We start from the raw sequence: 22,258 nt of genomic DNA on the forward strand, positions 1-22,258 counted from the left end.
TTAAAAGAACTTCTTCAGATCCATGCCCGCGTACAAGGAAGCGACATCGTTGTAGCCGTTGTACATCAGGGTCTTGCGCTTGCGCGTGAGAAAACCGTCTTCGCCGATGCGCCGCTCGGAAGCTTGCGACCAGCGCGGATGATCGACGTTGGGGTTCACATTCGAGTAAAAACCGTATTCGGACGGCGCCGACAGGTTCCAGGACGTGCGCGGCTGTTCCTTGACGAAACGAATCTTGACGATGGATTTGGCTGACTTGAAACCATATTTCCACGGCAACACCATGCGCACGGGCGCGCCATTCTGGTTTGGCAAGGTTTCGCCATACATGCCCAGGGTCAGCAAGGCCAGCGGATGGTTCGCCTCGTCGATGCGCAAGCCTTCCGTATAGGGCCATTGCAGCACGCGGCTGCCGACACCCGGCATTTGCTTCTTGTCGGCCAGGGTGATGAATTCCACGTACTTGGCATTGCCCGTCGGCTCGACTTTCTTGATGATTTCCGAGAAAGAATAACCAACCCAGGGGATGACCATCGACCAGCCTTCCACGCAGCGCAGGCGGTAGACGCGCTCTTCCAGCGGCGCCAGCTTCAGCAGCGCGTCGAGGTCCAGGGTCATCGGCTTCTTGACTTCGCCTTCGATGCTGACGGTCCAGGGCCGCGTGCGCAAGGTGCCCGCGTTTTGCGCCGGGTCGCTCTTGTCCGTGCCGAACTCGTAGAAATTGTTGTAGGTGGTGGCGTCTTTATAGGCCGTCTGCTTTTCCAGCGCCGAATAGGCGGGATTGAGCTTGGCCGCCAGCTTGGGATTGATGCCTTGCGCGAACGCTTCGCGGCTGGCCATTTCCAGCAAGGCCGCACTGGACATCGAGCCCAGCGCCACTTGCTTGATAAAGCTGCGGCGCGATTCAAACACGGCGCGCGGCGTGATTTCGGAAGAATACGGCAACTCAATGCCGTTGGGACTGCGCTTGATCAACATGGCGGCTCCGGAAAAAGGTGATTGGATATACCTTACACCAGTTTTTCCGGGCCGTTCATGACGCTTCTGTCATGCAAAAATGAATTACAGTTTGCCGTAAGAATGTAATCCCGACAGGAACATGTTCACGCCCAGGAAAGCAAACGTCGTCACCAGCAAGCCCACCAGCGCCCACCACGAGGCGACGCGGCCGCGCAAGCCCGTCATCAGGCGCATGTGCAGCCAGGCTGCATAGTTGAGCCAGACGATCAGCGCCCACGTTTCTTTCGGGTCCCACGACCAGTAGCCGCCCCATGCTTCGGCCGCCCACAGGGCGCCCAGGATGGTCGCTACCGTGAAGAAAGCGAAGCCGACGGAAATGGCCTTGTACATGACGTCGTCGAGCACTTCCAGCGATGGCAGGCGGTCGACCAGATAGCCGCTCGACTTGAGCAGATAGGCCGCCGCCACCATGGCCGACAGGGCGAAGGTGCCGTAGCCGATGAAGTTGGCAGGCACGTGGATCTTCATCCACCAGCTTTGCAGGGCCGGCACCAGCGGCTGGATTTCGGCCGCGTCGCGCGTGACCGTGTACCACATCAGGAAGACGACGGCCGCCGAAATGACCAGCATGACGAAGGCGCCCAGCTGGCGCGTCGCGTAATGCTGCTCGTAATACAGATAGAACATGGCCGTGATCAGGGAAAACAGGATGAACACTTCATACAGGTTCGATACGGGAATGTGGCCCACATCGGCGCCGATCAGGTAAGACTCGTACCAGCGCACCAGCATGCCCGTCAGGCCCAGCACGACGCCGGCCCAGCACAGCAGGGAGCCGACGGAGGAGCCGAATTCCGAGCGCGCCACCAGGCCGATCCAATAGAACAGGGTCGACAGGACGAAAAGTGTGCCCATCCACAGGATGGCGGACTGGCTCGACAAGATGTATTTCAGGAAGAATTTCTGGTTCGCCATTTCCAGATGACCCGCGTACAGCTCGATGGCGAACAGCGACAGCACGGCCGCCACGGGGATCAGCCAGCGCACGGGTTTCCAGTACCAGCCCAGCCACGCGAACGTGGGCGCGGCGGCCAGCAGGATGGCTTTTTCATAGATATCCATGAAGGCGCCAAAGCGCATCAGGCCGAACAGGGATGCGGCCAGCAAGCCGGCGCCATACAGCCAATCGATCAGGCTCAGGCGCTTGAAAAATCCTGGTTCCTGCGTATATATTTGCTTGTTTGCCAATTCCATCATTTTCTCCATTCCCGGCAACGCGCAAGCGTCCCGAAACTCAGCCAATCCAACTCAGCGCAGCTTACGCCGATTGCGGCAGCTTTGCCTTCAAAGTCTCAAATTCTTTTTCGAAATCCAGCGTCTTGCGTTGCGTGCTCATGGCCATCAGCGCTTCGCTGCCGCCCTCGCCATCCTTGATCCACACCCACAGGCGGCGTTCGCGGATATAAAACATGGAAAACACGCCGATCACGAGGAACAAACAACCGAGGTAGACGACGCTTTTGCCCGGTGAACGCGTCACCTGCAGCACGGACGCCTTGATTTCCGTAAAGTCGTCGAGTTGCAGATAAACGGGCGCGCCATAGAAGAAGCTGTCGGACAGCGCATTCGTGGCCAATTGCAGGAAGCGGCCGTGCTTGTCATCGGCCTCGATGGCTTTCAAGCCATCCTGGGCGCGCGCCGCCTGCCACAAGTCCCACAGGCTGCCATTCAATATCTTCATGAAGATATCGGCCGCTTTTTCTTGCTCGGCAGCAGGAATTTTCTCCAGGAAGCGCGAAATGGCGAGGAAGCCGCCCTCTTGTCCATTGCCGGCAAAGATGCCGAGGCTCTTCGCGGCCGATTCCTGCAACTGGCCGCGCAAGGCTTCCGCACCCGCTTGCGGCATGGCGCGCGCCGCATAGCGCGTGGCCGCCTGCTGGCGCAATGCCGGATCTTGCAGCGCGGCACGCAAGCGCATCCATTCGTTCACGCTGTAATTGTCATCGGCGGGAATGCGCAGATAGCTGAACGGGTCGCTGGGGTTGACGCGCATGCCGGCCAGGAACACCGTCGTGCCATCCACGGTGACGGGCTGCATATAGTTCTGGTACTCGCGCGCCTGGCCCGTCTTGTCGCGCAATTTGTATTGCACCGATGGCCCCACGTTCTTGAGGTCCTTGTTGTTCGCGTTCTTCGCGGCCGAGCCCAGGCGTTTATCGAGGCCGACGGCGAATTTATCGTTGAAACTTTCCGCCTTGCTGACGGCGCGCACATCCTGGCCCGCGCTGAGGTTTTCCACGTTAAACGGGCGGAAACCCGACCATTCCACCGTGTAGGAATTGCCATCGCTGCGTTCGAGCGGCGTGCTGCCGCCCACTTCGCCGCCGATATCGAAGCGTTTCGTCGTCTTGCCCGTCATGGGAAAACCCGTCAACTTGAGCTTGCTGCCGCCATCCTCAAAGCTGGACTGGTACAGGGCCAGGCCCTTGTACAACAGCGGCTGGTTGACTTTGATGGTGGCAGGAAAACTTTCTCCCGTCACATGATCGGTGATGACGACATCGCTGGCAAACAGCTTGGGCATGCCGGTGCTGTAGAAATCGATGTGGAATTTTTTCAGCAGGATGGTGATGGGCAAGTCCTGGATCAGCACGCCATCGGCCTGGGGAATGATGGCCGTGTTGCTCGACGAGCCTTCCGGAATCATGGTGTTGCCGCGGAAAGTGGGGTTCGACAGGCTCAGGCGGTGCTGGGCGGGAATATCGGCGATCACGCCGCTGCCGGAGAACGGCGTCTTGCCAAAGAACCATTGCTGTACGCGAATCGGCATTTCCGAATCGAGCAAGCCGCCCACGCAAATGATGACGATGGCGCCGTGGGCAAAAATATAGCCCCATTTATTGGCCGCGCCCCGCTTGGCCGCGACCAGGGTGGCGTTGTCCTTCTCGACCACCTTGGCCCCGTAGCCGGCGTCTTTCAGGCGCATCACCATCTGCTGGGCCAGCACGGCGCGCGGCAGCGGCGCCTGCCATTCCAGCTTGTGGTGGAAATTGCGCAGCGATTGCTCGCGTACGGTTTCGCGCCAGCTGCGCATGTCCTTGAGCATCTTCGGCGCATTGCGCACGATGCACAGCGAGGTCGAGGCGACGAGAAAGCCCATGATGACGAGGAACCACCAGGCCGAATACACGGAATACAGGCTCAGCTTGTCGAAAACGGTGAACCAGAACGGGCCGAACTGGTTGACATAATTGGGCATGGGCTCGTTTTGCTTGAGCACGGTGCCGATGACGGACGCGACGGCGATCAGGGTCAGCAGGCTGATGGCAAAGCGCATCGACGAGACCAGCTCGACGAATTCAGCCAGGCTGCGGCGTTGGGTCTTTAACTCGATTCCGGTCGTGCCTGTGCTCATACGTGGATACTCATACGGGATATGCAATCTTCAAGAAAATGTAGGCATGGAGCAGAGTGTTTCTCCGCGCAAGGCGGCAGCATACTCCTGTTTGGCCCCTGCCATGAAAAAGGGCAGCCCGTTGACACGGCCGCCCTTGTTCACGCGCACTGATGCGCCTGGCAATCGCTTGCCACTATGAAAACTTACTTCAGGCCGGCGATATAGTCGGCCACGGCAGCGATCTCGTCATCCGACATGCGGGCGGCGATGGTGTGCATTTCAGCGCTGTTCTTGCGGGCATCAGCCTTGGTGCTGCGGAACATCGTCAGCTGGGCCACCGTGTAATCCTGGTGCTGGCCGGCGATGCGCGGATACTGGACGGGAATGCCATTGCCCGTCGCGCCATGACAGCTGGCGCAGGCGGCAACTTGCTTGGAAGCAATGCCACCACGGTAGATTTTCTTGCCCAGGTCGATCGTATCCTTGTTTTTCGCGGCGCCCGGCTTGGACAGCTGCGTGCCCAGGTAGGCGGCGATATTCTTCTTGTCGGCGTCGCTGAGCATCTTCGCGTACGTCGTCATGACGGGCTGGTTGCGCTGCGGCGTGGTGAAATCGACCAGTTGCTTGTAAATATAGCTTTCGTGCTGGCCGGCCAGCTTCGGATTGACCGTGATGGTCGAATTGCCGGCCGCGCCATGGCAGGAGACGCAGGCAGGCAAGCCGCGCGCCGCGTCGCCATCGGCGTACAGGGCAGCGCCCTTGGCAGCGTCGGCCTTGACAGCCGGTTTCGGTGCTTCGACCGCGGAGGCAGTTGCCGATACAGCCAGCAAAGCGAGCAGCATGGATTTGAACAACGGTGAAAACGCACGATTCATTCAGGCACCCTGAGACAGTGAGAAATTAGTGGTGGACATTGCCGCGCCCTGTGGATTTTTGCTTTATTTTCAGGGCCGCAAGCCGCATCGCTGCTACGCCGGCAACAATAAACAACCCCTTATTGTACAATAGCTTCTTGGCGTTATCGCTCCCTTATCGCTCCCTTTTGTTGCTTTACTATTCCCATGTCAAAACTCTGGCAAGCCCGCTTCTTTACGACCGTCAACCAATTGCGTGACCTGCCCGATACCACGGTGCCGGAAATCGCCTTTGCCGGCCGCTCCAATGCCGGTAAATCGACCGCCATCAACATCTTGTGTAATCAGAAAGGCTTGGCGTTCGCCTCCAAGACACCTGGCCGTACCCAGCACATCAACTACTTCTCCATCGGCGGCGCTCACGTGGCGCAGCACCGCAAGGATGCCACCATCGTCGAAGAGATCGAATGCCTGCTGGTCGACTTGCCGGGTTATGGCTACGCGGAAGTATCGGGCTCGGCCAAATTGCACTGGCAGCGCCTGCTGGGTGACTACGTGCAACGCCGCGAGCAATTGGCCGGTTTGATCCTGATCATGGATTCGCGCCGCCCGTTCACCGACCTGGACATTCAAATGCTGGAATGGTTCGCCCCGACGGGCAAACCGATCCACTGCATCCTGACCAAGGTCGATAAGCTGAACCGCAATGAATCCGTGAACGCCTTGCGCCAGGCGAAAGCCAAGCTCGACAGCTATGTGGATGAAGACGGCGTCGGCTTCCCGTTCACCGTGCAACTGTTCTCGGCGCTGAAGCGCGTCGGTATCGACGAAGCCAACGACAAGATCATGGAACTGGCCGGCATCAGCGAAGATGGCGCGGCCCAGATGGTCGAACTGATCGACATGGAAGACGACGTCGAGCCGGAAGCGGGAACCGACAAACCGGCTTGATCGAGATCAACGCTGTGTAAAAGAGGCTGCCCGTTCACACGGCGCAGCCTTTTTTTATGCAGCGCATCCTGGCGCCTAGCGCCGTCCCGGCCCTGGCCGCTTTTCGGAAAAGAATTCCTGCCGCAGGAAAGCCATCAGCTCGGCCGTGTCTTCCACGCGGGCGCTGAGGTTGACGTTGCGTCCCAGGCGCCGCGATTCCCAGACGAAATCACCAGGCTTTTCAGCACGGATCAGCTGGATCATCTTTTTCACGATGGCCGTTTCGATATCGGGCTCATTGCCCAGCTCGACTTTTTCCTGCTTCAGCCAGTTGCGCTTGAAGTTGCCATTCCAGCCCTTGAACTTGACTTCCGCGCTGAACGAAGTCTGGTTGACGATGGAAAACACGCCGCCCGAATCCTCGCGGTCGCTGCCGGAATTGCGTCCCTGGGCGCCGGCGATATTCGCCTTGGCCACGCGCATGGCGCGGTCGTTTTCGCTTTCCTCGGCCGGCGGCGCGGGATTTTGCGCCTGGCGCTGCTTGCGGCGCTGCTCGATCATCGAGCTCATGTCTTCAGCGGGCGGCGGCGGCAACGGCACTTTCGACACCAGCGGCGGCGTAAACGTTTCCAGTTTCGGCTTGTCGCGCGGCACGTCTTTCGTCACCACGCGCTTGCTCGGCGCCGGCGGCGGTTTCACCTTGGCCACTTTCGTGTCCTTCGGTTTCGGCGTGGGTTTCGGTTGCGGCTTCGGCTGCGGCTTGTCTTTCAGCGGCGCGATGTAGACCATCGCGCTTTCCTTCTTCGGCGGCGGGATCTTTTCGATCGTGTCGCTGCGCAACAGTACATACGCCGCCAGCAGCACGTGCAGCAAGACGGACACGCCGAGCGCCACCTTGCGCATGGTGCTGGTCCTGGACCCGTAGGCCGGTGGCGGCTGGATCACTTGCCCGCAGGTGGGGCAAACATCGGAATCGGCAGCCATCAAATGGGTCGTGTCATGCAAAATGAATCGTGCTTTCTGTGTAGCGAAGAAATAACATTACAGGGCAGCCATAGTGCCAGAGTCCCTAGCCTTTGGGAACACTTCCTCGGCATTTCCAACCCGAAGCGTACAGGATAGCGACATTCCTTGCAGCGGTATCAGCGTACCCGAGCCATGCCTTGACGGTTGTTACCGTATGTATCACGGCCCATACAAAACCGGCGCCGCATTCACTGAGGAACGGGGCGCCGGTGGTGGCCGTGTGGCGGCTCAGGACTTGTTGTCGAGCGCCACCAATTGCTCGTCCGTCATCGGTCCCGTGCCGCTGTACTTGTCGAGGAACAGATAGATGACGGGGGTGATGAACAGGGTAATCACTTGCGAAAACAGCAAGCCACCGACCACGGCCAGGCCCAGCGGCTGGCGCAATTCCGCGCCGGCGCCCAGGCCCAGGGCGATCGGCAAGGCGCCCATCAGGGCCGCCGCCGTCGTCATCATGATGGGACGGAAACGCAGGATGCACGCCTGGCGGATGGCCTCGGCCGGCGCCAGCCCGTCGTTGCGCTGCGCATGCAGGGCGAAGTCGATCATCATGATGGCGTTTTTCTTGACGATGCCGATCAGCATCAGGATACCGATGATGGCGATCATGGTCAGGTCCATGCCGAACAGGCGCAGGGTCAACAGCGCGCCCACGGCCGCCGACGGCAAGCCGGCCAGGATGGTCAGCGGGTGGATATAGCTTTCATACAGCACGCCGAGCAGCACATAGATCACGGCCAGCGCGGCAATGATGAGGATGATCTGACTCGATTGCGAGCTCTGGAATACGGCCGCGTCGCCGCCATAGCGCGTGATGATGGAGGCCGGCAAGCTCATGTCCTTGGCCATCGCGTCGATCTTGCCTGTGGCAATGCCCAGCGGCACGTCGGGCGCCAGGTTGAAGGCGATGGTGACGGCCTGCAACTGCCCCTGGTGATTGACGGACGTGGGGCCGATCGTGCGTTCCACGTAGGCAATACTCGACAGTTTCACCAGCTCGCCCGTCTTGCTGCGCACGGACACGCGCGTGAGCGCATCGTCATACTGGCGGTCGGCCATGGCCGCTTCCAGGATCACGTAATAGCTGGCCGCCGACGAATAAATGGTCGACACTTGCCGCTCGCCAAAGGCGCTGTACAGGGCAGTGCGGATATCGGACATTTGCACGCCCAGCAGGTTGGCCTTGTCGCGGTCGATCCGGAGCGATGCCTGCAAGCCCTTGATCTGCGAATCGCTGGTGACGTCGCGGAAGGCGGGATCCGTGCGCATGCCGGCAATAAACTTTTCCGCCCAATCATTCAAGGCGTCGGGACTGACGCTTTGCAAGGTGTACTGGTAGCGGCTCTTGCTCTGACGTCCGCCCAGCTGCAAGTTTTGCACGGGCCGGAAATACACGGCCATGCCGGGCACGGTGCCCGCCGCGCGGCGCAGGTTTTCCAGCACCACAGGCATTTTCGGCCGCTCGCTGCGCGGTTTCAAGACCATGAACATGCGGCCCGTGTTGCCACCGCCGACGAACGAGGTCACATCCTGCACGCTCGGGTCCGCCTTGAGCACGGCCGCCACGCGCGCCTGCAAATCCTGCAGTGCCGCAGATGAGATGTCTTCCGACGCTTCCGTATTCACCTGGATCTGGCCCAGGTCTTCCTCGGGGAAGAAACCTTTCGGAATGGTCGCGTACAGCAGCACCGTCAGCGCGAAAGTGCATACGGCGACGAACAGCACCACATTGCGGTGCGCCAGGGCCTTGTCGAGCAGATGCACATAGCCGTTGCGCAATGCCGTGAAACCGGCCTCGAAATGGCGGCCGATAAAGGTTTTTTCGCCATGACTGGGGTCGCTGTCATTGTGCTCGCGCGAGTCGGCCGGCAGGAAGCGGCTGGCCAGCATCGGCACCAGGGTCAGCGACACGACGGCGGACACCAGCACGGCCAGCGAGACGACAACGGCGAACTCATGGAACAGCAAGCCGATCACGCCCGGCATGAAGAAGATGGGGATGAACACGGCCACCAGCGAGACGGAAATCGAGATGATGGTAAAGCCCATCTCTTTCGCCCCTTCCAGCGCCGCGCGTATCGGCTTCTTGCCCATCTCGATATGGCGCACGATGTTTTCCAGCACCACGATGGCATCGTCGACAACGAGGCCCACGGCCAGGGTAATGCCCAGCAGGGAGACGTTGTCGAGGCTGTAGCCAAGCCAGTACAGCAGGGCCAGGGCGCCCAGCAGGGAAATCGGCATGGTGACGGCTGGAATGAAGGTGGCGGCCGCGCGGTGCAGGAACAAAAAGATTACCAGCACCACCAGCACCACCGTCAGGGCCAGGGTCAGATTCACGTCGTGGATGGCTTCGCGGATCGACAGCGAACGGTCGTTGACCAGGCTGATCTGTATCGATTGCGGCAATTGCTCCTTGAAGCCTGGCAACAAACGACGCACGCCATCGACCACTTGCACGGTGTTGGCGTCCGGCTGACGCTGCACCATCAGGCTGATCGAGCGCTCGCCATTGAAACTGCCGACGGCCTTGATCGATTGAAAGCTGTCTTCCACCTCGGCCACGTCTTTCAGGCGCACGGGCTGGCCGTTGCGGCTGGCGACGATGAGTTCGGCAAAATCGGCCGCCTTCATCATTTGCGGATTGCCCTGGATGGTCAGGGTCTGGCTGGGGCCGTCAAGGATGCCCAGCGGGGAATTCGTATTCGAGGTGCGCAAGGCAATGGCCAGCTCGTCCATCGTCAAATTGCGCGCATTCATCAGGTCGGCACGGGCACGCACGCGCACGGCAAAGCGCTTCTGGCCATTGACGATAACCTGGGCCACGCCAGGCAAGGTCGACAGGCTGGGCGCGATCAGATTTTCCGCATAATCGTTAAGATCCGACAAGTTCAGCGAAGGCGACGTCATCTGGATGAACAGCACGGGTGCATCGGCCGGATTGACCTTGCGGTAGGACGGCAAGTCCGTCATTTCCGTCGGCAACTGGCGCTGCGCGCGCAGCAGGGCCGCCTGCACGTCGACGGCCGCCTCGTTGACGTTGATGCTGGCGTCAAATTCCAGGGTCAGCGAAGTATTGCCCAAGGTACTCGTGGACGTGATCAGGCTGAGGCCGGAAATGGTGGAAAACTGTTTTTCCAGCGGCAAGGCCACGGACGAGGCCATGGTTTCCGGGCTGGCGCCGGCCAGGTCGGCGCTGACGTTGATGACGGGCGTGTTGTAGCTCGGCAAGGCCGCCACGGGAATTTGCAGGTAGGCCAGCACGCCGGCCAGGATGATGGAGAGGGACAGCAGCACCACCATGACGGGGCGGCGGATGCTCAGTTCGGACAGGTTCATGCTGGCTTGCCCTGCGCTGCGGCGGCGCCATCGGCTGCCTTGTGTTTTTCCACCAGGCGCACCTTGCTACCCGGACGCAAGTTCTGCTTGCCATCGACGATGACTTTTTCATCGCCCGCCAGGCCGGTGACGACGGCATTCGGCCCGAATGCATACACGCGGGCAATCTTTCGCATCTTGGCCGTGCTGTCCGCTTCCATCGAGTACACGAAGGTGCCGGCGGTACTCGTGATGATGGCGTTTTGCGGGATCACCAGCGCCTCCTTGAGGGTGCGCACGGTCAGCTGCGTATTGACGTACTGGCCTGGCCACAAATCGGTGCCGCCATTATTGAAACGGGCCTTGATCCTGATCACGCCCGTGGCGGGATCGACGGCATTGTCGATGAAGTTCAGTTTGCCATCGAGCTGCTTGCCGCCCGCGTCCGACAACAGCGCCGTGACGGGCACCTCGCCCGCCTTTTGCGCCGCCAGCAAGCCCGACAGGCTGCTTTCCGGCAAGGTGAAGACCACGTCGATCGGGTCGAGCTGGGTGATGCTGGTCAGCGAGGTGGTCGGCTGCACCAGGCTGCCCGCATAGACATTGATGGCGCCCACCCGGCCGCTCTGCGGGGCGCGCAGGACGGTGTAGCTGGAGTCGACCTGGGCGGCGCGCAAGGCGGCCTGGTCGGCGGCCAGCAAGGCGCGTGCCGCGTCGAGCTGGCTTTGCAGGGTATCGACGGCGCCCTGGGCGATGAAATTTTTGCTCAGCAAATCCTGGTTGCGCTTGAGCTGGCGCTCGAAGTCCTGTACCGAGGCACGGTCGCGCAAGACCTGCGCCTGCGCCTTGTCGACATTCGCGTGCTCGCTGCGCGCGTCCAGGGTGAACATCAGCTCGCCCTGCCTGACGAACTGGCCTTCGCGGATATGCACCTTGGTAATCGTGCTGGTCGTCTGCGGGTGCAAATCGACGCTGCTGATCGGCATCACGCTGCCATTGGCTTGCAGCACCATCGGCACATCCTGGCGTACCGGAGTGACCACACTCACCGTCGTCGGCGCCTGCCCGCCCTTGCCCCCTTTGCCATCCTGCCCACCGGCCACCTTGCCTGGCTGATGGTTGAAATACCAGATGCCGCCACCGATACACAGGGCCGCACCCACGAGGATTGCCAGACTAGTCTTTTTCATTGTTCTGTCACGCTGTTGCAGCGCAGGGCCGCAGGTTGAATGTAGTTGCCAGGGGGCATAAAGCACAATATTGTCGCACGGAAATGCTCACTTTCCTGCGTAATACTCTGGCACGATGAGGGTAACTTCCAGTCCACCGTCGACGTGATTAGACAGCAAAACCGTGGCGCCGTGCTGCTCGGCAATATTGCGCGCGATGGTCAGGCCCAGGCCCGTACCGCCCGATTCGCGCGAACGCGACGTCTCGATGCGGTAAAACGGTTCGAACACTTTCGCCAGTTGATCTGGTGCAATGCCCGGCCCGCCATCGCGGATGCGGATGCGCGCGGCGCCGGGAATGCGTTCGACGGTCACCTGCGCGTACTGGCCATATTTGACGGCATTGTCGATCAGGTTCACCAGGCAGCGCCGCATGGCGATCGGACGCGCCATCAAGGCCATGCCCGCCTGTCCACCGAGGCTGACTTTCTGGCCGGCGTCGGCCGCGTCGGAGCAAACACTGTCAAGCAGGGAGTCAAGATCGAGCGCCTGCATCGCTTCCGTGCTGTCCATCGAGCGGGCCAGATCCAGCCCTTCCTTGACCATGCTTTGCATGGCCGACAGGTCGCCCACCAGGCGGTCATACAATTCCGTATCGGCCACTTTTTCCAGGCGCAAGCGCAAGCGCGTCAGCGGCGTCTGCAAGTCGTGCGTGATAGCTGCCAGCATCTGTGTCCGCTGGGAAATATGCTGGCGGATGCGCGCCTGCATGGCGTTGAAGGCGGCGCTGGCCTGGCGGATCTCGCTGGCGCCCGACAGGGCCAGCGGCGGGTGGTTGATGTCGTTGCCCAGGTCTTTCGCCGCCTGCGCCAGCTGCTTGAGCGGGCGCATGGTCATGCGCGTGACCAGGTAGGCGAGGATGGCGATGCTGATCAGGAAAGGCAGCAGGGTCATCCAGTCGTTGTGTTCATTGAACGGCGGCTGCTGGCGCGGCGGCAAGACCATCAGGCGCAGCACGTGGCCGTCCTGCATGCGCACGTCGAGGTTTTCGCACGTGCCGCCCCATGGCTTGGCGGAAAACATGCCCGGCCTCTGGCGCGGCTTGACGCAGGCGGCCGGCCGTTCGGCCAGCGCGCTGACCTTGAAGCCTTCGCCCAGCTTGGCTTGCAGGGCGGTGGAAAATTCCGTCGGCTTGCCCGGTACATGCTCGACGTCAGGACGCAGCTCCAGGCGCACGCTGCCCTTGTTGGCCACTTTCAGATAGGCGGCGCGCGAGGCCAGCGGCACCATGTCGGCCGCCATTACCAGCTGCTCGGCCCGCTCAACGGCGTGATAGTCGCGGTATTGCTCGATGGCGCGCTGGCGTTCGCCCACGGCCAGCCACTGCGTCAGCGCGGCAGAAGCGACGATGCCGATCAGCAAAAACATGAAGACCCTGCCCGTCATCGAGCCCAGGAAGGCCTTCACGCGTGCGGCTCCACATTGACCTGGCCGGCCAGCACGTAGCCGCCGTTGCGCACGGTCTTGATGATTTGCGGCAAGCGGGCATCTTCACCGAGCTTTTGCCGCAGGCGGCTGATCTGGATATCGATCGAGCGGTCGAACGGATCGGCGTCGCGGCCCTGCGTCAGGTTCAGCAGCTGGTCGCGGTTGAGCACGCGGTTCGGGTGTTCCAGGAACACGCGCAGCAGGCGGAATTCCGCCCCCGACAGCATGATCACCAGGCCCGTGGGATTGAGCAAATGGCGCGCCGTCAGGTCCAGGGTCCAGCCGGAAAAGCGGATTTGCTGCGCCTTGTCCGACGGCACGTTCGACGGCATGGCATGGCTGCGGCGCAGCACGCTGCGTATGCGCGCCAGCAATTCGCGCGGTTCAAACGGTTTCGGCAAATAATCGTCGGCGCCCATTTCCAGGCCCAGGATACGGTCCAGCGGTTCATTGCGTGCCGTCAACATGATCACGGGCACCGTCGATTGGGCGCGCAGCTTGCGGCACAAGGTCAGGCCGTCGTCGCCAGGCAGGTTCAAGTCGAGCACGATCAGGTCGGGCCGCGTTTCATCGAGGATTTTCCACATGGCCGTGCCATCCGCCGCGCCCAGGGTGCGGTAGGCGTTCGTTTCCAGGTAGTCCGCCAGCAAGCTGCGGATATCGCGGTCATCGTCGACGATGAGAATTGTAGAAGTGGGTTCCATGGTACGAATTATCCCCACTTCCCCTGCCCTTGCACAGCGCATTTGTATCGTCTTGTATATAGAAGACCCGAAGAAACATATAGATACAAACTGTCTGACAGCGGACACTTCGGGGAAACATGGAGAGTCCACCATGGATTCATGTGCAGCAACATGTACATCCCCCACTTTTACAAAGGAATCCAGATGAACGCCTCAATGACAACCCTGCGCAAGAATTTGATCATCGCCATGAGCGTGCTCGGCATGGGCGCGGCATCGCTGACCGTCCACGCCCAGGAAGCGGCCGCCAGCGCGCCTGCCGCCAGCAGCAAAATGCAACATGAAGGCCAGCGCGGCCAGCACCGCGCCAGCAATCCCGCCGAGCGCATGGCCAAGTACCAGGCCCGCCTGCACGACAAGCTGAAGCTGACAGCCGCGCAAGAACCGGCCTGGGTCACTTTCACGGCCGCCAACGCGCCGAAAAAACCGATGGGTGACTGGAAAGCCAAGCGCGAAGCGATGGCCAAGCTGTCGGCCCCGGAACGCATGGAGCAATGGATCGCCATGTCGAAGGAACGCATCGTAGACCAGGAAAGCCGTCTGGCCTCGCTGAAAACGTTCTACGCCGTGCTGACGCCGGAGCAAAAGAAAGTGTTTGATGACAGCGTGCCTGGCGGCAAGCACGGCGGCCACCACCGCGGCGGGCACCATGGCATGCATCAGCAGCCCAAAGCTGGTTAAGTTTTAACTGGCGCAGAAATAGAAAAAGCCTGCATTGCAGGCTTTTTCTTATTCGCGAGACAAGCGACGGCTTATTGCCCGTCGAGCTTGCGCAACGAGGTCAGGAAAGTGGCGGCGTTCTGGAAGCCGATTACGCGCGATTGGGCGATCTCCTGTCCCTGCGGGTTGAACATGATGATGCCCGGCGGGCCGAACAGCTGGAAACGTTTCAGCATGGCTTTGTCGTCCGCATCATTGGCCGTCACATCCACTTGCAGCAGCACGGCTTGCCCCATCTTCTCGCGCACGGCGGGATCGACAAAGGTCAGCTTTTCCATCTCGATGCACGACACGCACCAGTCAGCATAAAAGTCCAGCAAGGCCGGCTTGCCATTCAATTGCGCCAGCGCCGCGTCGAGCTGCGCCACGGTCTTTACGCGCGTAAATGGTTGCGCGTGCACCTGGCCACCACCGAGGTGCGCCAGCGGCGCCAGCGGGTCGCGGCCACCGCTGGCCACGCCCACCAGTTGCATCGCGCCCAGCACGGCAAACACGAGGCCAAAGGCCTTGGCTACCCACGCGTTCTTCGCGCCGCTCTTGCCCACCAGCAGATACATGCCGTAGCCGACGAACAAGACCATCCAGCCCAGCATTTGCACGGCGCCCGGCAGCACGGGCGAGACCAGCCACCAGGCCACGCCCAGCTGCAGCACGCCAAAGAAGCGCTTGACGGCATCCATCCAGGCGCCGGCGCGCGGCAGCAAGGTGCCGGCCGACACGCCCACTAACAGCAAGGGCACGCTCATGCCCACGGCCATGGCAAACAGGGCACCGCCGCCGATGACGACGTCGCGCGTCTGGCTGATGTACAGCAAGGCGCCGGCCAGCGGAGCGGCCACGCATGGCCCCACGATCAGGGCGGAAATGGCGCCCATGACGAACACGCCCGCCAGGCGGCCCGACGATTGCTGGTTCGACACGGACGTCAGCTTGCCTTGCAGGAAAGCCGGTACTTGCAGCTCATAAAAACCGAACATCGACAGGGCCAGGCCCGCCATCAGCAAGGCAAAGAAACCCAGCACCCACGGATTTTGCAGTTGCGCCGCCAGGCCTTCCCCCGCCAGACCAGCCGCCACGCCCAGCGCCGTGTAGACGATGGCCATGCCCAGCGCGTACGTCAGCGACAGCAGCAAGCCGCGCGAACGGCTGACCTTGCCACCATCGCCGATAATGATCGACGACAAAATCGGCACCATCGGCAGCACGCACGGCGTAAAAGCCAGGCCCAGTCCCAGCAGCATGAACAGCGGCACGATGACGAGCAGCTTGCCGCCCTTCAGGGCCGCTTCGATCTTGCCCATCTCGCTTTGCGCCGGCGCGGCGCTTGCCGCCACGGGCGCCGCCGCGACCGGCTCGGGCGTGCTGGTGATGTTCGCCTGGGGAATGCTCAGCACGGACACGCCAGGCGACGCCTGCGCCTGCGGGCCGTTGACGGCCGCCGTGTCGACTGCCGGCGCGGCGGGCAAGGCGAATTTCGACGGCAAGCCGCCCGGCGCCATGCTCTGGCCGCCGCCACCGCCCACCAGCTGGGCCGTGGCATCCTGCGGCGCATAGCACAAGCCCTTGTCGGAGCAGCCCTGGCCCGTCGCCTTCAGGGTGAACGCGCCGGCCGCTTCAACAGGAATCGTGATGGTGAGCGTCTTGCGGAACGTTTCCACGTTCTTCTGGAAGGTGTCGTCAAACTTGACCTTGCCAGCCGGATACACGGGCGTGCCCAGTTTGGCGCCCACGGCCTCGAACTTGAAGCGCTCGTGGTACATATAGTAGCCATCGGCGATCACATAGGTGACGGCGATGGTGGACGGATCCTGCATGCGGGCGGAAAACTTGAAGGCCAGTTCCGGATCGAGGAATTCATCGTCGGCACGGGCCTGGCTGGCGCCAAAGACGGCCATGGCCAGCAGTAAACAGGTGGCAAACCAGAGCAGCAGTTGATGCAGGGGAGCGGCGCGCGCGGTGGCGCTGGAGGGGAAACGGGACATGAACTACCTTTTCGACCATTCGACAGAGGACGCGCGGAGCAGGCAGCGCTTGTGCCGGGCCGGCGCGAAAGAAGAATAGTACACCGCAGCAAGGATAGCTGCAGCAGAAAACAAAAAAGCCAGGCTAGGCCTGGCTTTCTCAGATGCAATTACTGGGATTACTCGCCAGCAACTTCAACTGCTTCGGTCGTATCTGGACGATCCATCAGTTCAACGAACGCCATAGGAGCGTTATCGCCGACGCGGAAACCCATTTTCAGGATACGTACATAACCACCGTTACGGTTGGCGAAACGTGGGCCCAGTTCAGCGAACAGTTTGACGACCATTTCACGGTCGCGCAGGCGGTTGAAGGCCAGACGCTTGTTTGCCAGGGAATCGGTTTTGCCCAGGGTCAGAATTGGCTCGACAACGCGACGCAGTTCTTTTGCTTTTGGCAGGGTGGTTTTGATCGCTTCGTGACGCAGCAGCGATACTGTCATGTTGCGCAGCATTGCCAGACGGTGGGACGAGGTACGATTCAGTTTACGGAGGCCGTGACCGTGACGCATGATAAATCCTTTCGGTGAGTGTTTAAATTCCAGCTCTTCGATCAATGAGGCAGAAGCTTCATCGCGGGCCGGTTTGGTACTACAAAATAAAAGCCTGGGACACCTGTCCCAGGCAGTTTGCTACAACTACGAATTACTTTTCCAGGCCGGCAGGCGGCCAGTTTTCCAGCTTCATGCCCAAGGTCAAGCCGCGCGATGCCAGCACTTCCTTGATTTCGTTCAGGGACTTGCGGCCCAGATTTGGCGTTTTCAGCAGTTCGTTTTCCGAACGTTGGATCAGGTCGCCGATGTAGTAGATGTTTTCCGCTTTCAGGCAGTTCGCCGAACGCACGGTCAACTCCAGATCGTCGACTGGACGCAACAGGATAGGATCGACCAGCGGAGCGCGCGATGGCGCTTCGGCGGCGGCTTCCGTGCCTTCCAGGGCAGCGAACACATTCAACTGGTCCACCAGGACGCGGGCCGACTGGCGGATCGCTTCTTCCGGCGAGATCACGCCGTTGGTTTCGATGTTGATGATCAGCTTGTCCAGGTCGGTACGCTGTTCAACGCGGGCCGATTCAACGAAGTACGATACACGGCGCACTGGCGAGAACGACGCATCGAGAATGATGCGGCCGATGGTCTTGTTCGTGTCTTCCGACAGGCGACGCACGTTACCAGGAACGTAGCCGCGGCCTTTTTCAACCTTGATCTGCATGTCCAGCTTGCCACCAGCGGTCAGGTGGGCGATCACGTGGTCAGGGTTGATCAGTTCGACGTCATGCGGCAGGTCGATGTCGGAGGCCAGGATCGCGCCTTCGCCTTCTTTTTTCAGGGTCAGGGTTACCGAATCGCGGTTGTGGACTTTGAAAACCACACCCTTCAAGTTCAGCAACAGATCGACGACGTCTTCTTGCACGCCATCGAGGGAGGAATATTCGTGGACGACGCCAGCGATCGTCACTTCGGTCGGCGCGTAGCCCACCATCGACGACAGCAGAACGCGGCGCAACGCGTTACCCAATGTGTGGCCATAGCCGCGCTCGAAGGGTTCCATCACGACCTTGGCGTGACCTGCACCGAGAGCTTCAACATCGATAATACGTGGCTTCAACAAACTGTTTTGCATGAAATGTCCTTTTCAATACCCTCGGCTCATTACACCGATAAGGCTGATGGCATTAGTAAAACGCCCACTCAAGAAAGTGAGTGGGCGGGAGTCTTGCTAACTACTATTAACGCGAGTACAGCTCGACGATCAGCGATTCGTTGACGTCGTTAGCGATTTCGTTACGCTCTGGCAGGGACTTGAAAGTACCTTCCATTTTCTTGGCATCAACCGAAACCCAGCTAGGCATACCAACTTGTTCAGCCAGCGACAGTGCTTCAACGATACGCACTTGCTTTTTCGATTTTTCACGAACAGCAACGATGTCGCCAACTTTAACTGCGTACGAAGCGATGTTCACAACGATACCGTTCACGGTGAACGCTTTGTGGCTGACCAATTGACGCGCTTCAGCGCGGGTCGAGCCAAAGCCCATGCGGTAGCAAACGTTGTCCAGACGCGTTTCCAGCAACTTCAACAGCGTTTCGCCGGTGTTGCCTTTACGACGGTCTGCTTCAGCGAAGTAGCGGCGGAATTGACGTTCCAGCACGCCGTACATGCGCTTGACTTTTTGCTTTTCGCGCAGTTGGTTACCGTAGTCCGAGGTGCGGGCGCCGGATTTGACACCGTGCTGGCCTGGCTTGACGTCCAGTTTGCACTTGCTGTCCAGCGAGCGACGTGCGCTCTTCAGGAACAGGTCTGTACCTTCACGGCGGGAAAGTTTTGCTTTAGGTCCGATATAACGTGCCACGATACTTCCTTTTTTTAAATGATAACGCCCCAGCCACATGCATGATCAAACACACTGATGCGGTTAGGCGCTAGTCTGATTTGGTTTCAATCAGACGGTGGCTGAAAACGAAAAACCCGTCAAACAGGATTTGACAGGCAAGAACAGCCGGGCAGTATAACCGTTTCCGGCTCCCTGCTCCAGCGTTTTCACACAACTGTACTGAGTTACAACAGACAGCAAAGCAGCTGGCGCCGAAGCGCCCTCTGCAACACTATCTTAGATACGACGACGTTTCGGTGGACGGCAACCGTTGTGCGGTACCGGCGTCACGTCCTGGATCTCGGTGATCTTGATGCCCAGGTTGTTCAGCGCGCGAACGGCGGATTCACGACCAGGACCTGGGCCCTTGATACGTACTTCCAGGTTCTTGACGCCACACTCAACAGCCACTTTACCAGCGGCTTCCGCGGCGACCTGCGCTGCGAACGGGGTCGATTTACGCGAACCCTTGAAGCCTGCACCGCCGGAGGTAGCCCACGACAAGGCATTGCCTTGACGATCGGTGATGGTAATGATGGTGTTATTGAACGAAGCGTGGACATGTGCGATGCCTTCAGCGACGTTCTTTTTAACTTTTTTACGCACGCGTGCTGATGCGGCGTTATTTTGCGACTTAGCCATAATTATTCCCTAGCGGATTATTTTTTCAGCGATTGAGCGGCTTTACGCGGTCCCTTGCGGGTACGTGCGTTCGTACGCGTACGCTGGCCACGGCAAGGCAGACCCTTACGATGACGCATGCCGCGGTAGCAACCCAGATCCATCAAACGCTTGATGTTCATGGACAGTTCACGACGCAGATCGCCTTCGACGATGAATTTACCTACTTCATCGCGCAGCTTTTCCAGTTCGCTGTCATCCAGATCTTTGATCTTTTTGTTGGTTGCTACACCGGTCGATGCACAGATTTTCTCTGCGCGTGGACGGCCCACACCGTAGATGGCCGTCAGGCCGATAACGGTATGCTGATGATTTGGGATATTAACCCCTGCAATACGTGCCATTTGTTATTCCTCGATTAACCTTGACGCTGCTTGTGACGTGGTTCCACGCAGATAACGCGGACTACGCCTTTGCGCTTGATGATCTTGCAGTTGCGGCAGATCCGCTTGACTGATGCGAGAACTTTCATTTTTGGGCTCTTTCTTTCGCTTCTTTGGTTTGATTCAGTGTGTTACTTGGTACGGAACACAATGCGGGCTCGGCTCAGGTCGTACGGCGTTAACTCCACCGTCACCTTGTCTCCAGGGAGAATGCGAATATAGTTCATCCGCATTTTACCTGAAATATGCCCGAGCACCACGTGTCCGTTCTCCAGCTTCACTCGAAATGTTGCATTTGGGAGATTCTCAAGAATCTCGCCCTGCATCTGTATGACGTCGTCTTTTGCCATTCGGTATGTTTACCGCGCTTAACGCGTCGGAATTCCGCCCTTGAAATTTGCTTTGCGCAGCAGCGAATCATATTGCTGCGACATCACGTAGTTCTGTACTTGCGCCATGAAATCCATGGTGACAACTACAATAATCAATAAAGAAGTACCGCCGAAATAGAATGGTACTTTCCACTGGGCTTGCATAAATTCCGGCAATAAACACACCAGGGTGATGTAGACTGCGCCGGCAAGTGTCAAGCGTGTCAGGATCTTGTCGATGTAACGGGCTGTCTGCTCGCCTGGACGGATCCCGGGAATGAACGCACCGCTTTTCTTCAAGTTATCCGCTGTTTCCTTGCTGTTAAAGACCAGCGCTGTATAGAAGAAACAGAAAAACACGATCGCCACTGCGTACAACAGCGCATGGATAGGCTCACCAGGCCCCATCGATGCTGCCAAATCTTTCAAGAACCGCACCGCAGGGTTAGCGTTGTCGGCGCCCTTTGAAAACCAGTCCACGATAGTGGCCGGGAACAAGATGATCGAAGAAGCAAAGATCGGCGGGATCACGCCGGCCATGTTCAGCTTCAACGGCAAATGGCTGGTTTGACCGCCATAAATCTTGTTGCCTACCTGGCGCTTCGCGTAGTTGACCAATATTTTGCGCTGACCACGTTCGACGAATACGACGAAGTACGTTACCAGTGCTACCAGGATCACGATGAAAATCGCGCTGAAGCTGCCGATCGAACCATTCGACACTTGAGTGAACAAGCCACCCAACGCCGACGGCAGACCTGCTGCAATCCCGGCAAAAATGATGATCGAGATGCCATTCCCCAAGCCACGCTCGGTAATTTGCTCACCCAACCACATCAAAAACATTGTTCCGGTCAACAAAGTGACGACCGTCACGAAGCGGAATGCAAGACCAGGTTCCAACACCAGACCAGCTTGCGACTCCAGTGCGACTGCAATGCCTAACGCTTGGAACAGTGCCAGGGCAACCGTGAAATACCGGGTGTACTGGGTGATCTTGCGACGACCTGCTTCGCCTTCTTTTTTCAACGCTTCCATCTGCGGTGACACGATCGACAGCAATTGCATGATGATCGAGGCCGAGATATAAGGCATGATACCCAGCGCAAACACTGTAAAACGAGACAAGGCACCGCCCGAGAACATGTTGAACATGCCCAGGACGCCGCCTTCGTGCTCCTTGAACAGCGAGGCTAATTGTGTCGGGTCAATCCCGGGAACCGGGACGTGAGCACCGATACGATAAACCACCAATGCGCCAAGCAAAAACCAGAGCCGTCCCCAAGGGAAACCGGCCGCTGCACTTTTAGCAAGTTGTGGATTAGTCGCCAATTTTCGCTCCGATCAAGCTGTTAGCGGTCAACTCAGGCTACCGAGCCGCCGGCTGCTTCGATGGCTGCTTTCGCGCCAGCGGACACTTTCAAGCCCTTCAAATTCACCGCTTTGGTGATTTCGCCGGACAAGATCACGCGCACGTCACGGGCCAACACGCCCAGAACGCCAGCTTGCTTCAAGACCAGAATGTCGACATCGCCAACAGCCAGGTTGTTCAGATCGGACAGGCGCACTTCAGCTTTGAAGGTTGCGTGCATCGATTTGAAACCGCGCTTAGGCAGACGGCGTTGCAGAGGCATCTGACCGCCTTCGAAACCGACTTTATGAAAGCCGCCCGAACGCGATTTCTGACCTTTGTGACCACGACCCGAGGTTTTACCCAGGCCGGAGCCGATACCGCGACCGACGCGACGCTTGTAGTGCTTAGCGCCTTCGGCTGGTGCAATAGTATTCAATTCCATGATTTGCTCCGTTCGTGTAAGCCC

Annotated in this window: 21 protein-coding genes; 2 read left to right on the forward strand and 19 right to left on the reverse strand. The window is 59.4% G+C overall.

The genetic code is table 11. The features are described 5' to 3' along the window. The 4 genes from msrP to ACPJXG_RS26225 form a co-directional block, all read right to left on the reverse strand. Positions 1-978 (reverse strand): protein-methionine-sulfoxide reductase catalytic subunit MsrP, encoded by a 978-nt coding sequence (gene msrP / locus ACPJXG_RS26210; protein ID WP_099401297.1) that lies wholly within the window; start codon positions 976-978, stop codon positions 1-3. An 84-nt stretch (positions 979-1,062) separates the two neighbouring features. After that, a complete protein-coding gene (gene ccsB, locus ACPJXG_RS26215; protein WP_034753239.1) occupies positions 1,063-2,214 on the reverse strand; it encodes a c-type cytochrome biogenesis protein CcsB in 1,152 nt (383 codons plus the stop codon). A gap of 64 nt (positions 2,215-2,278) precedes the next feature. After that, a complete protein-coding gene (locus tag ACPJXG_RS26220; RefSeq protein WP_425252774.1) occupies positions 2,279-4,375 on the reverse strand; it encodes a cytochrome c biogenesis protein ResB in 2,097 nt (698 codons plus the stop codon). A gap of 185 nt (positions 4,376-4,560) precedes the next feature. Beyond that, positions 4,561-5,232 carry a c-type cytochrome gene (locus ACPJXG_RS26225; protein WP_176387688.1) on the reverse strand — a complete coding sequence of 224 codons (672 nt, stop codon included), beginning with the start codon at positions 5,230-5,232 and terminating at the stop codon, positions 4,561-4,563. Positions 5,233-5,418: 186 nt separating this feature from the next. Between ACPJXG_RS26225 and yihA the strand changes: the two genes are divergently transcribed. Next, the gene (gene yihA, locus ACPJXG_RS26230) at positions 5,419-6,162 is read left to right on the forward strand and encodes a ribosome biogenesis GTP-binding protein YihA/YsxC (RefSeq protein WP_034778293.1); all 744 of its coding nucleotides are present in this window, start codon (positions 5,419-5,421) and stop codon (positions 6,160-6,162) included. Between the two features lie 75 nt (positions 6,163-6,237). On the opposite strand, the gene ACPJXG_RS26235 is transcribed toward yihA, so the two are convergent. The 5 genes from ACPJXG_RS26235 to ACPJXG_RS26255 all read right to left on the reverse strand — a co-directional run bounded on the left by ACPJXG_RS26235 (position 6,238) and on the right by ACPJXG_RS26255 (position 13,846). Beyond that, on the reverse strand, positions 6,238-7,125 hold the full coding sequence (locus tag ACPJXG_RS26235) for a hypothetical protein (protein ID WP_235211781.1): 888 nt from the start codon (positions 7,123-7,125) through the stop codon (positions 6,238-6,240). Between the two features lie 270 nt (positions 7,126-7,395). After that, complete coding sequence (locus tag ACPJXG_RS26240; RefSeq protein ID WP_425252775.1) at positions 7,396-10,506, reverse strand: efflux RND transporter permease subunit; 3,111 nt, start codon at positions 10,504-10,506, stop codon at positions 7,396-7,398. Continuing rightward, complete coding sequence (locus tag ACPJXG_RS26245) at positions 10,503-11,675, reverse strand: efflux RND transporter periplasmic adaptor subunit (protein WP_425252776.1); 1,173 nt, start codon at positions 11,673-11,675, stop codon at positions 10,503-10,505. Before ACPJXG_RS26245 ends, ACPJXG_RS26240 begins: the two co-directional genes overlap by 4 nt. Positions 11,676-11,762: 87 nt before the next feature. Continuing rightward, positions 11,763-13,121 (reverse strand): ATP-binding protein, encoded by a 1,359-nt coding sequence (locus ACPJXG_RS26250; RefSeq protein WP_425252777.1) that lies wholly within the window; start codon positions 13,119-13,121, stop codon positions 11,763-11,765. Continuing rightward, positions 13,118-13,846 carry a response regulator gene (locus ACPJXG_RS26255; RefSeq protein WP_035824023.1) on the reverse strand — a complete coding sequence of 243 codons (729 nt, stop codon included), beginning with the start codon at positions 13,844-13,846 and terminating at the stop codon, positions 13,118-13,120. The genes ACPJXG_RS26250 and ACPJXG_RS26255 overlap by 4 nt, the downstream gene beginning before the upstream one ends. A gap of 186 nt (positions 13,847-14,032) precedes the next feature. Here ACPJXG_RS26255 and ACPJXG_RS26260 point away from each other — a divergent pair, with 186 nt between their 5' ends. Beyond that, a complete protein-coding gene (locus ACPJXG_RS26260; RefSeq protein WP_425252778.1) occupies positions 14,033-14,569 on the forward strand; it encodes a Spy/CpxP family protein refolding chaperone in 537 nt (178 codons plus the stop codon). 71 nt (positions 14,570-14,640) lie between these two features. Here ACPJXG_RS26260 and dsbD read toward each other — a convergent pair whose 3' ends face one another. The 10 genes from dsbD to rplO form a co-directional block, all read right to left on the reverse strand. Beyond that, positions 14,641-16,590, reverse strand: coding sequence for a protein-disulfide reductase DsbD (gene dsbD / locus ACPJXG_RS26265; RefSeq protein WP_081922666.1), 1,950 nt, complete (start codon positions 16,588-16,590; stop codon positions 14,641-14,643). Between the two features lie 158 nt (positions 16,591-16,748). Then, positions 16,749-17,141 (reverse strand): 50S ribosomal protein L17, encoded by a 393-nt coding sequence (gene rplQ, locus ACPJXG_RS26270; RefSeq protein WP_034753219.1) that lies wholly within the window; start codon positions 17,139-17,141, stop codon positions 16,749-16,751. Positions 17,142-17,274: 133 nt separating this feature from the next. Further along, a complete protein-coding gene (locus ACPJXG_RS26275; protein WP_008444343.1) occupies positions 17,275-18,252 on the reverse strand; it encodes a DNA-directed RNA polymerase subunit alpha in 978 nt (325 codons plus the stop codon). Between the two features lie 106 nt (positions 18,253-18,358). Continuing rightward, positions 18,359-18,982 carry a 30S ribosomal protein S4 gene (gene rpsD / locus ACPJXG_RS26280; protein ID WP_010394478.1) on the reverse strand — a complete coding sequence of 208 codons (624 nt, stop codon included), beginning with the start codon at positions 18,980-18,982 and terminating at the stop codon, positions 18,359-18,361. A 258-nt stretch (positions 18,983-19,240) separates the two neighbouring features. Beyond that, a complete protein-coding gene (rpsK, locus tag ACPJXG_RS26285; RefSeq protein WP_010394475.1) occupies positions 19,241-19,645 on the reverse strand; it encodes a 30S ribosomal protein S11 in 405 nt (134 codons plus the stop codon). A 17-nt stretch (positions 19,646-19,662) separates the two neighbouring features. Continuing rightward, positions 19,663-20,028 carry a 30S ribosomal protein S13 gene (gene rpsM / locus ACPJXG_RS26290; RefSeq protein WP_046681666.1) on the reverse strand — a complete coding sequence of 122 codons (366 nt, stop codon included), beginning with the start codon at positions 20,026-20,028 and terminating at the stop codon, positions 19,663-19,665. A 14-nt stretch (positions 20,029-20,042) separates the two neighbouring features. Continuing rightward, a complete protein-coding gene (rpmJ, locus tag ACPJXG_RS26295) occupies positions 20,043-20,156 on the reverse strand; it encodes a 50S ribosomal protein L36 (RefSeq protein ID WP_010394471.1) in 114 nt (37 codons plus the stop codon). Between the two features lie 42 nt (positions 20,157-20,198). Beyond that, on the reverse strand, positions 20,199-20,417 hold the full coding sequence (gene infA / locus ACPJXG_RS26300) for a translation initiation factor IF-1 (protein WP_005663428.1): 219 nt from the start codon (positions 20,415-20,417) through the stop codon (positions 20,199-20,201). Positions 20,418-20,435: 18 nt separating this feature from the next. Continuing rightward, positions 20,436-21,770 carry a preprotein translocase subunit SecY gene (gene secY, locus ACPJXG_RS26305; protein WP_010394438.1) on the reverse strand — a complete coding sequence of 445 codons (1,335 nt, stop codon included), beginning with the start codon at positions 21,768-21,770 and terminating at the stop codon, positions 20,436-20,438. Positions 21,771-21,802: 32 nt separating this feature from the next. Beyond that, positions 21,803-22,234: a 50S ribosomal protein L15 gene (rplO, locus tag ACPJXG_RS26310; RefSeq protein ID WP_034753211.1), complete on the reverse strand. Its 432-nt coding sequence runs from the start codon at positions 22,232-22,234 to the stop codon at positions 21,803-21,805. Between the last annotated feature and the right edge of the window lie 24 nt (positions 22,235-22,258).

The sequence above is a fragment of the Janthinobacterium sp. NFX145 genome, from assembly GCF_049810325.1.
Lineage (GTDB): Bacteria > Pseudomonadota > Gammaproteobacteria > Burkholderiales > Burkholderiaceae_D > Janthinobacterium > Janthinobacterium rivuli.

What these genes read in the sequence shown, in the direction of transcription:
- msrP (WP_099401297.1), bottom strand. Translation starts at nt 978, where the DNA reads ATGTTGATCAAGCGCAGTCCCAACGGCATTGAGTTGCCGTATTCTTCC.
- ccsB (WP_034753239.1), bottom strand. Translation starts at nt 2,214, where the DNA reads ATGGAATTGGCAAACAAGCAAATATATACGCAGGAACCAGGATTTTTC.
- ACPJXG_RS26220 (WP_425252774.1), bottom strand. Translation starts at nt 4,375, where the DNA reads ATGAGCACAGGCACGACCGGAATCGAGTTAAAGACCCAACGCCGCAGC.
- ACPJXG_RS26225 (WP_176387688.1), bottom strand. Translation starts at nt 5,232, where the DNA reads ATGAATCGTGCGTTTTCACCGTTGTTCAAATCCATGCTGCTCGCTTTG.
- yihA (WP_034778293.1), top strand. Translation starts at nt 5,419, where the DNA reads ATGTCAAAACTCTGGCAAGCCCGCTTCTTTACGACCGTCAACCAATTG.
- ACPJXG_RS26235 (WP_235211781.1), bottom strand. Translation starts at nt 7,125, where the DNA reads ATGGCTGCCGATTCCGATGTTTGCCCCACCTGCGGGCAAGTGATCCAG.
- ACPJXG_RS26240 (WP_425252775.1), bottom strand. Translation starts at nt 10,506, where the DNA reads ATGAACCTGTCCGAACTGAGCATCCGCCGCCCCGTCATGGTGGTGCTG.
- ACPJXG_RS26245 (WP_425252776.1), bottom strand. Translation starts at nt 11,675, where the DNA reads ATGAAAAAGACTAGTCTGGCAATCCTCGTGGGTGCGGCCCTGTGTATC.
- ACPJXG_RS26255 (WP_035824023.1), bottom strand. Translation starts at nt 13,846, where the DNA reads ATGGAACCCACTTCTACAATTCTCATCGTCGACGATGACCGCGATATC.
- ACPJXG_RS26260 (WP_425252778.1), top strand. Translation starts at nt 14,033, where the DNA reads ATGAACGCCTCAATGACAACCCTGCGCAAGAATTTGATCATCGCCATG.
- dsbD (WP_081922666.1), bottom strand. Translation starts at nt 16,590, where the DNA reads ATGTCCCGTTTCCCCTCCAGCGCCACCGCGCGCGCCGCTCCCCTGCAT.
- rplQ (WP_034753219.1), bottom strand. Translation starts at nt 17,141, where the DNA reads ATGCGTCACGGTCACGGCCTCCGTAAACTGAATCGTACCTCGTCCCAC.
- ACPJXG_RS26275 (WP_008444343.1), bottom strand. Translation starts at nt 18,252, where the DNA reads ATGCAAAACAGTTTGTTGAAGCCACGTATTATCGATGTTGAAGCTCTC.
- rpsK (WP_010394475.1), bottom strand. Translation starts at nt 19,645, where the DNA reads ATGGCTAAGTCGCAAAATAACGCCGCATCAGCACGCGTGCGTAAAAAA.
- rpsM (WP_046681666.1), bottom strand. Translation starts at nt 20,028, where the DNA reads ATGGCACGTATTGCAGGGGTTAATATCCCAAATCATCAGCATACCGTT.
- rpmJ (WP_010394471.1), bottom strand. Translation starts at nt 20,156, where the DNA reads ATGAAAGTTCTCGCATCAGTCAAGCGGATCTGCCGCAACTGCAAGATC.
- infA (WP_005663428.1), bottom strand. Translation starts at nt 20,417, where the DNA reads ATGGCAAAAGACGACGTCATACAGATGCAGGGCGAGATTCTTGAGAAT.
- rplO (WP_034753211.1), bottom strand. Translation starts at nt 22,234, where the DNA reads ATGGAATTGAATACTATTGCACCAGCCGAAGGCGCTAAGCACTACAAG.